Raw genomic sequence first — 6,583 nt, 5'->3', positions numbered from 1 at the left:
CGCGACGCTCGCGGCCGTGAGGACCGCGGGGAGCAGACTGAACGCGAGCGCGATGCCCGTCACGGCCGCGGGGGGCTGGTCCGCGAGCGCGCCGCCCTCGCGCGAGACGAAGCCGGTGACCGCGAGCGCGCCGAGGACGAGCGTCGGGCCGAGCGCGAGACCCGCGGTCTCGGCGGCCGTCCAGACGCCGCCGAGCACGCCGGCCCGGTCGGTGCCGCGTTCGCGGGCGTCGACGGCGGCGACGTCGGGGAGCATCGCGAGGGGGAAGAGCTGCATGCCCGCGTAGGCGACGCCGGCGAGGGCGACGAGCGCGTAGACCCAGGGTCCGGGCGCCCACAGCATCGGCACGAGCGCGAGGGTCGCGGCGACGAAGAGGCCGGACGCGGCGACGTACCCGCCGCGCTTGCCGAGCCGTCGTCCGGTGCGGGTCGCGAACGGCATGACGAGCAGCGCGGGGGCGACGAGCGCGACGAACAGCACGGTGACGGCGTCCTCGGAGCCGAGGACGTAGGTGGCGACGTACGGGGCGCACGCGAGCATGGCGCCGGTGGCGAGGGCCTGGAGCACGAAGGTCGCGAGGAGCGTGCGGAAGGCGGGGATCTCGCGCAGGGCGGCGACGCCGAGGCGGAGGGCGTCGCCGCGCACGCCGGGTCGTGGGGCGACCGCGGGGCCGTCGGCGGGCGGGGTGACGGCGGCGCGGCGGGGTGCTCCCCACCAGGCGCCGAGCATGCCGAGCCCGAGCACGGCGCCGCAGACGACGCCCATGACGAGGTAGCCGGTGCGCCCGCCGCCGGCCGCGTCGCGCACGAGGGGGCCGCCGGCGCCGAACGCGAGGATCGCGACGGCGAGCACGGCGATGCGCGGGGCGAGCAGCCGGGTGCGCTCGGCGGAGGTCGACGCGATCTCGGCGGGCAGGGCGATGTACGGGACCTGGAAGAGGCTGAACGCGGTGGCGGCACCGACGAACCAGACGACGACCCAGGCGGCGGCGGGGACGCCGGCAAGGGAGGCGGGTGCCGCGAAGACGGCGGCGAACAGCGGCGGCAGCGTGAGTGCGCCGGCGAGCAGGTAGCGGCGGCGGCTGCCGTGCCGGGCGGCGGACGCGTCGGAGCGGGCGCCGACGAACGGGTCGATCACGACGTCCCACAGCTTGGGCACGGTGACGACCAGGGACGCGAGCCCGGCGGCGACGCCGAGCGTGTCGGTGAGGTAGTACGCGAGCACCAGGCCGGGCAGCGTGCCGAAGCCGCCGGTGCCGACCGAGCCTGCCGCGTAGCCCACCACGGTGCGCCGCGGCACGTGCGCGGCGGGTGACGTCGTCGTCATGGGCGCCGATGATGCCAGGGCGGGGGCGCGGTCCGCGGGCGGCGCGCGACGCGCGTCAGACGGGCCGCACGGCGACCTCGACGTCGTCGGTGCCGTCGAGCAGGACGGGGACGGACGTCGTCGAGACGAGGTCGCCGGGCGTGAAGGCGCGCGCGTCCGGGTCGGCGCCGGCCCGGACGCGGACCGTGAAGCGGCGGCGGGGGTCGGGGCCGGCCGCGGCGGGGACGTCGACCTCGAGGACCGTGCCCTCGGCGGGGACGTCGACGTCGCGCAGGAGCCGCTCCCCCACGCGGACGGCGGGGGCGTCGGCGCGCGAGACGTCCTCGACGGACACGAGCAGCGAGGGCAGCGTCGTCGGGGCGCCGGTGCCGGGCAGGGCGACGCGCACCCGCACGCTCGCCGCGGGGTCGTCGTCGGGCGTCATCGCCCCACCGTAGTCCGTGTGACGTATCTCACACCGAGGCGTGGGGCTCCTCTTCCTCGAGGCGCGGGCCGCCGGGGCCCGCGCGCCAGGGGAAGGCACCACCATGGCCACGAAGAGCACGTCCGGGTCCGGCGGGGGCGGCGGCCGCCGCCGCAGCGAACCCACCGGCGGGCCGACCGGCGGCACGCCCGAGCGTCCCGAGGAGCGCTCGTCCGTCGACACCGGAACGACCGTCATCAGCGGCGTCGGCTTCGCCGAGAAGGCGGTCACCTACGCCAAGGTCGGCGACCTCGCGGTCTTCGAGGGCGACATCGTCCTCGGCCGGCACGCCGACCTCGAGGCCGCGCGCGCCCGGGGCGACGACGTCTCCTTCGGCGTCGCGATCACCGGCAGCCGCTACCGCTGGCCGAACGCCACCGTGCCGTACGACATCGACCCCGCGCTGCCGAACCAGAACCGCGTGACCGACGCGATCGCGCACTGGGAGCAGTACACGCCCCTGCGGTTCGTCCAGCGGACCGCCGCGAACGCCGGCACCTACCCCAACTACGTGCACTTCCTCGACGGCGGCGGCTGCTGGTCGGCCGTCGGCATGGTCGGCGGGCGTCAGGACCTCTCGCTCGGCAGCGGCTGCACGACCGGCAACGCGATCCACGAGATCGGGCACGCCATCGGGCTGTGGCACGAGCAGAGCCGCGAGGACCGCGACAGCTTCGTCACCGTCAACCTCGCGAACGTCGACCCCGGCTACGTGCACAACTTCGACCAGCACATCAGCGACGGCGACGACATCGGGGACTACGACTACGGCTCGATCATGCACTACCCCGCCACGGCGTTCTCCACCAACGGGCAGCCCACGATCGTGCCCGTCCAGCCCGGCGTCCAGATCGGCCAGCGCCTGCGGCTCTCGGACGGCGACATCGCCGCCGCCCGCACCCTCTACCCCACGAACCCCCAGCCGACCATCAAGAAGGTCACGGACGACCCGGGCGGGTTCAAGAAGCCCATCGACGACCAGACCGGGTTCAAGAAGGTCCGCGACGACCACAAGCCGTTCGTCGACCCGCCGAAGCACCTCCTCGACCCGAAGCAGCTCCTCGACCCCAAGCAGGTCCTCGACCCCAAGCACGTGTTCGACCCGCCGAAGCAGCTCACCGACCCGCCCAAGCAGCTCATCGACCCGCCCAAGAACGCGTTCGACCCTCCCGGCGGGCTCGGCGGCGGCCTCCCGCCGATCCCGCTCCCGCAGCCCGGCGGCGGCCTCCCGTTCGCGCTCGCGACACCCCACCACGCCGCGTCCGCAGCCGCGTACGAGCCCGCCCCGGTGGCGCCCGCGGACCAGACCGCGGCGCTCCTCGCCGCCGCCGCGCAGGCCGCCGAGGTCGCCGCGCAGGCGCTCGCCCAGGTCGCCGCCGCGCTGCGTGCGCTCGGCGGCCAGACGGGTCCGGGCGCATGATCCTGATCGAGTCGCACGAGGGCGACGACCACCTCGCCCCCGTCCGCACGGAGCTCGAGCGCCGCGGCCACGACGTCGTGGTGCTCGACTCCGGGCGCTACCCGCTCGCCACCGCCGTCACCGTCGCGTACGACGACGGCGACGCCCCGGCGCTCGCGGTCACGGTCGACGGCAAGGAGCACGACCTCACCGACTGCCGTGCGGCGTGGTGGCGTCGGCCGCTGCCGTACACGCTCGACCCGTCCGTCACCGACCCGGCCGCGCAGGTGTTCGCGCTCACCGAGAGCGACGAGGGCCTGCGCGGGCTGCGCGCGCTCCTGCCGGCCGTCTGGGTCAACGACCCCGACGCCGACACCCGTGCTTCCCACAAGGCGTACCAGCTGCGCGAGGCGCGCCGGGCGGGTCTCGTCACGCCGCGCACGGTCATGACCAGCGACCCCGACCGGGCCCGGGCCTTCGTCGCGACGCACGGGCCGGGGCGGACCGTCTACAAGTCGTTCCTCGCCCAGGTGTCGGCCTGGCGCGAGACCCGCGTGCTGCGGCCCGACGAGGTCGAGCTGCTCGACGCCGTGCGGCACGCGCCCGTGATCTTCCAGGAGTACGTGCCCGGCGACGTCGACCTGCGCGTCACCGTCGTCGGGGACGCCGTGCACGCCGCCGCGATCCACTCGGCCCGCACGGCCTACGCGCTCGACTTCCGGCTCGAGCTCGACACCGTCCCCATGGAGCCGTACGCACTGCCCGCACCCGTGCGCGACGCCGTCGTGCGGCTCATGCGCCGGCTGGGGCTCGTCTACGGCGCGATCGACCTGCGCGTCCGGCCCGACGGCGAGCACGTGTTCTTCGAGGTCAACCCGTCCGGGCAGTGGCTGTTCGTCGAGGAGCGCACGGGCCTGCCGCTCACGCGCACGTTCGTCGACGTGCTCGCCGGGCTGGACCGGGACCCCGCCGACGGGTGCGTCACCTGCGAGCAGAACCGCCCGATCAGCGCACCGGGCTGACCGGGACCGGACCGCGGCCCGGCCCGCGCGCGTCCCGGTCGCCGCCCGTCACCCGGACGGGCGGCGACCGGACGAGGACCAGGTCACCCGGATGCCAGTCATGCCCCGTGACCTGCGCGCCGATGTCTAGGAGGTGCTGGGTCCCGTACCGGTGTGGGTCACCGTGCTGCAGCTGCTCGTCGCCGGTCTCGTGGCGGGCTTCTGCGTGCTGCACTGGCTCTGGCGGCGCGGCGAGGCACGCCACCCCGGCGCCGCGTGGTCGCTGCTGTGGTCGGCCGACGTCGCGCTGCTGCTGCTCGTCGGCGGCCTGTTCCCCCTCGTCCCCGCGGGACTGCCGCGCGACGCCGTCGAGGTCACGCACGGCCTGCTCGTCGCGGGCTTCCTGCTGATCGCCCTGCCCGCCGCGCAGGCGATCGGGCACGGTGCGTCCGTGCGGTGGTGGGTCGCCACCGCGACCGTCCTGCTCGTCGCGCGCACGGTGTCGTGGTTCGTGCCGGCCCCCGAGGCGGCGCTCGTCGACGTGGGCTGCCTGCTCGCCGCCGTGCTCGTCGTCATCGTCTACGTGCTGGTCGCGTTCGGCCGCACGCCCATGGGGTCGCTCGGCACGCTGCTCGTCATCGCGGGCGTCGAGTCCGTCGCCATCCTCCTGGCGGGCGTCCTGCTGCCCGACGAGGCGCTCAGCGCGATCCTCGCCGCGCTCTGGGCGGTCCCGCTCGCCGTCGGCCTCGAGGTGCTCGCGCTGCGCCGCCTGGTCGGCGCGCAGGACACCGCCGCCCGCCAGCACCGCATGCGCGACGCCGTCGCGAGCCTCTCGAACGCCGCGTGGTTCGCCCGCGACCCCGAGCGGCTGCTGCTCACGGCCCGCGACGCCGCGCGTGCCGTCCTCGACGACGACTCCATCGAGGGCTCGCTGCGGCCGATCGCCCGCGGCCGGTTCGTCGCCGAGCTGTTCCCGGCCGAGGGCACCGACCTCGACCCGCACGCCCGCAGCTTCCTCGTCGACCTCGCGCAGATCGTCGCGGCCGCCGGAGAGCGCTACCACCTCAACGACCGTCTCCACGCGACCGCGTTCTCCGACCCGCTCACCACGCTGCCCAACCGGCGCGCCGTCGAGCAGCACCTCGTCGACGTGCTCGACCGCGCGAACGTCGAACGGACACGTGTCGCCGTCGTCTACTGCGACGTCGACGGCTTCAAGCGCGTCAACGACGAGCTCGGCCACGCCCGGGGCGACGCCCTGCTCGCGCGCGTCGCCGACCACCTCCGCACGGTCGTCACGGGCGAGGACGTCCTCGTCGGACGGCTCGGCGGCGACGAGTTCGTCGCGATCGTCGCGCGCGCGCCCGAGGACGCGGCGCTCGTCGCGCTCGCCCGCTCGCTGCGCGAGGGCTTCGAGGACCGGTCGCACGGCGGCCGCCCCACGCGCCTCACCGTCGGCGTGGCGACCTGGGTGCCCGGCGACGTCGTCGACCCCGACGCGCTCGTGCGGCACGCCGACACCGCGATGCTCGAGGCCAAGCGCTCGCGCAGCGGGTTCCGCGTCTTCGACCGCGCGCTGCGCCGTCGCGTCGAGGCCGAGCGGCTGCAGCGCGTCGCGCTCGAGGAGGCCGTCGCGCTCGGGCAGTTCACCGCGCACTTCCAGCCCGTCGTCGACACCACCACGCTCGAGGTCCTCCAGGTCGAGGCGCTCGCCCGGTGGAACCACCACGGCCACCTCGTGCTGCCCGCGGACTGGCTCGACCTCGCGGAGGAGTCCGGGCTCATCGTCCCGATCGGCCTGGCCGTGCTGCGCGAGAGCCGGCGCGCGCTCGACCGCTTCCAGATGCCCGTCGCCGTCAACGTGGCGTCCCGCCAGCTCACCGAGCCCGACGCGCTCGAGCAGTTCGAGACCGCCTGGGGCGACTCCTACTGGGAGCACCTCACGCTCGAGATCACCGAGAGCGCGCTCGTGCAGACCGTGCAGGCCGTGCCCGTGCTGTCCGAGCTGCGGGCCCGCGGCGCGCGCGTCGCCGTCGACGACTTCGGCACCGGCTACAGCTCGATCTCCCGCCTCGGGCGCCTGCCCGTCGACGTGCTCAAGATCGACCGCTCGTTCATCCGCGAGCTCGGCACCGAGCGCGGCCGTGGCGCGGTCCGGGCGATCCTCGCGCTCGCCGAGAACCACGGGCTCGACGTGGTCGCCGAGGGTGTCGAGACCGCCGCGCAGCTCACGACGCTCGTCGACCTCGGGGTGCGACGCGTGCAGGGGAACTTCCTCGGACGCGCGACCCCGTCGCTGCCCGTCCGCGGCCCGCGCCCCGTCACCGAGGCGATCCCGGTCGTGACGCCCGCGCACACGCTCCGCAGCGTGCCGACGGCCCCCCGCGGGGGGGT

General features: G+C 75.5%; 5 protein-coding genes. 3 read left to right on the top strand and 2 right to left on the bottom strand.

Annotation, left to right across the window (positions count from 1 at the left end):
• Both CTKZ_RS17655 and CTKZ_RS17650 read right to left on the bottom strand, forming a co-directional pair.
• The coding region (locus tag CTKZ_RS17655) for an MFS transporter (protein WP_124344165.1) at positions 1-1,326 on the bottom strand (1,326 nt) is incomplete at its 3' end.
• Between the two features lie 55 nt (positions 1,327-1,381).
• Positions 1,382-1,750: a hypothetical protein gene (locus tag CTKZ_RS17650; RefSeq protein ID WP_124344164.1), complete on the bottom strand. Its 369-nt coding sequence runs from the start codon at positions 1,748-1,750 to the stop codon at positions 1,382-1,384.
• A 103-nt stretch (positions 1,751-1,853) separates the two neighbouring features.
• On the opposite strand from CTKZ_RS17650, the gene legP reads away from it, so the two are divergent.
• The 3 genes from legP to CTKZ_RS17635 form a co-directional block, all read left to right on the top strand.
• Complete coding sequence (gene legP / locus CTKZ_RS22105) at positions 1,854-3,209, top strand: Dot/Icm T4SS effector Zinc-dependent metalloprotease LegP (protein WP_200829802.1); 1,356 nt, start codon at positions 1,854-1,856, stop codon at positions 3,207-3,209.
• A complete protein-coding gene (locus CTKZ_RS17640; RefSeq protein ID WP_124344163.1) occupies positions 3,206-4,210 on the top strand; it encodes an ATP-grasp domain-containing protein in 1,005 nt (334 codons plus the stop codon). Before legP ends, CTKZ_RS17640 begins: the two co-directional genes overlap by 4 nt.
• Positions 4,211-4,343: 133 nt before the next feature.
• Positions 4,344-6,583: putative bifunctional diguanylate cyclase/phosphodiesterase (locus CTKZ_RS17635; RefSeq protein ID WP_124344162.1), on the top strand; the 2,240-nt coding region annotated here is incomplete at its 3' end.

Origin of the sequence: Cellulomonas algicola (assembly GCF_003851725.1) — a bacterium.
Classification (GTDB): domain Bacteria; phylum Actinomycetota; class Actinomycetes; order Actinomycetales; family Cellulomonadaceae; genus Cellulomonas; species Cellulomonas algicola.
This window is presented reverse-complemented; position numbering and strand designations above follow the sequence as displayed.